The 2,614-nt window shown below is 27.9% G+C and carries 3 protein-coding genes; 1 reads left to right on the forward strand and 2 read right to left on the reverse strand.

Annotated elements, in window-relative coordinates:
* The coding region (locus KKC53_02695) for an IS3 family transposase (protein MBU2598076.1) at window positions 1–860 on the reverse strand (860 nt) is incomplete at its 3' end.
* Entirely contained in the window at window positions 809–1,159 is a 351-nt protein-coding gene (locus KKC53_02700; GenBank protein MBU2598077.1) for a transposase, read from the reverse strand. The genes KKC53_02700 and KKC53_02695, both read right to left, overlap by 52 nt.
* A 331-nt stretch (window positions 1,160–1,490) precedes the next feature.
* Between KKC53_02700 and KKC53_02705 the strand changes: the two genes are divergently transcribed.
* Complete coding sequence (locus KKC53_02705) at window positions 1,491–2,360, forward strand: DegV family protein (GenBank protein MBU2598078.1); 870 nt, start codon at window positions 1,491–1,493, stop codon at window positions 2,358–2,360.
* Window positions 2,361–2,614: the final 254 nt, after the last annotated feature.

Consider the following 2,614-nt stretch of genomic DNA (forward strand, 5'->3'; position numbering starts at 1 on the left):
ACCAACTGACGGACTTCACTTTTTTTAATTTTATTATATTTAATTTTACTTTCAAATTCTTCTGGTGGCATATAGCCAAGTGAAGAATGTAATCTTTTTTTGTTATAAACTTCTTCAATAAAATAGGGTATTCTTTTAATAACATCTCTGTATGTTTCATAGTTAAACATATAAACTTCTTCAATCTTAAGTGACCTAAAAAAAGATTCTATTATGCTATTATCATAAGGACTTGCCTTATCTGACATTGATATTTTGATATGATTTTTATTTAATATATTTACATATCTATTTGAGCAATACTGAATACCTTGATCTGAATGATGAATCAGATCTGACACGTCTCTTTTTACTATAGCATCCTTTAATGCTTCTATTGTAAGATCAGCTGATAGGGTTTTACCTAAACCATATCCTACTATTTTTCTTGAATATGCATCTATTATTGCTGCTAGATATACGAATGATGTTAATATCCTTATATAGGTTATATCAGCATGCCATATCTCATTTATGCGTTGTGGTATTATATTTTTTATCAGATTTTTATATTTTTTGTAGCTATGAGCTGAATTAGTGGTTCTTTTAAATGATTTTTTAATTTTACATAGTATATTATTATCCTTCATTATCCTGTGTACCTTCTTATGATTTATTATTAATCCCCTTCTCTTTAAGGCTGCTGCTACTCTCCTATAGCCATAATAAGGAAATTCTAGAGCTATATCATTGATAATATCCTCAAGTTCCACATCTTCTGGCTTCCTCTTTTTTGGTTTGTAGTAGTAAGCTGGTCTAGATATTCCCACTAGTCTGCACCCTTTTTTAACTGATCCCAGGTCCTGGAGGTTATTATGGATAAATCTTCTTTTTTTTTCTTACTATTTAGATCTCTAACTTTCTTTAACATTCTGTTTTCCATAGTTAGCTCACCAACAAGTCTTTCCAGCTCTCTTACCTTAAGCTCTAACCTTGCAATATCAGTACTATTAACATTTTCAAAGAACTTTCCTTCTTTGTAGTCTTTCTTCCATTTAGATATCACTACTGGAGATATAGAATATTCTCTTGAAATCTCTGCCCCAGTAGCTTGCCCCGAAACTACAGTTTCTACTATCTCTCTTTTAAACTCTTTACTAAAACTTCTTCTTTTTTTCATGATGAGACCTCCTATCCAATCATTCCTTTTTTGTCTCATCAGCTATTCTAACTTAATTAATTTTAGTATACAATGTGTCTAGTGATAGGGGTTCAGTCCATAATTTATATATAGCAATTTGATCTTAACTGTAAAAAATTGTAACTTAAGAATAAAATATTGCGTCTTAAATAAAAGTGAAATTGATCTGTTTATAAATATATCACTAAAAATTGAATTATAATTAGAAATATTTTCTAATTTTAAAAATTAACTTTAGTTACCAACAATATACTAAAAGTTATTATATATATAAAAATAAAAATTTTTTAAGGAAAGGGGATTATATTAAATGGTAGATATTATAAAAATTGTCACAGATAGTACAGCAGATTTGCCATCTGAGATATGTAAAAAGTTTGATATAGGTGTTGTTCCATACTATTTAAACTATAAAGGGAAATCTTATAAAGATAGATTGGATATGAAAATTAATGAGTACTATGAAAGATTAAGGAAAATGGAAATACCTACTACTTCCATTCCATCTATTGGTGATGTATTACAAATCTATAATAAAGTTGCAAAAAAAGGTGTAAAAATAATCTCATTACATATCTCCTCAAAACTTAGTGGTCTTCTTAATGTAGCCAATAATGCAAGAAATACACTTAAAAGTATGGATATTCATATATTTGACTCACTCACGTTCAGCGGTGGTTTAGGGCTTCAAGTTATTGCAGCAGCAAAAATGGCTAAAGAGGGTAAATCGATAAAAAAGATTTTAGAAAGATTAAAGGTAATTAGAAATAAAATGGAAACTTTTGCAATATTGGATACTTTAGAATATTTAAAAAGAGGTGGTAGGATAGGATCAGTAGAAGGATTTTTTGGTTCTATTTTAAACATAAAACCAATATTAAAAGTTATTGATGGTGAACTTAAACCATTTTCTAAAACAAGATCGATATCTAAGGCTATGGATAAGGTATTAGAAAATATTAAAGGGAAAATTAAAGAAAATACACAAATTGAAGCTGCTATAATGCATGCAAATACAATAAAAAGGGCAGATGAACTTAAAAGAAAAGTGTTAGAAAAATTTAATTGTAGAGAAATTGTTACACTATTAGTAGGTCCTGCTATTGCAACACATGGTGGACCTGGAGCTGTTGGGATCTCTTATTTTCCTGTTAATGAAGAAGATGAAGAGGTGAAGTAGTAGTAAGGAAAAAATAAATATTTAAAATTTCATTAAAAAATTTTTCTATTTAAAAGACAAAAATTTATTTTATATTTAAATTAAAAAATTACTTAAGATTTTTAAGGAATTGTTTTATTATTTGTTTTAAGTTTGGAGTACCAACATCTTTTAATTCATATTTAACTCTTACTGCTGGTTTATTGATCTTTATAAGTTTTAATAGATTTATTGGAGTACCAACAACAACTACCTCACATGGTGAATTAATAATA

The organism is Actinomycetota bacterium (assembly GCA_018830725.1).
In the GTDB taxonomy this organism is placed as follows: domain Bacteria; phylum Actinomycetota; class Humimicrobiia; order JAHJRV01; family JAHJRV01; genus JAHJRV01.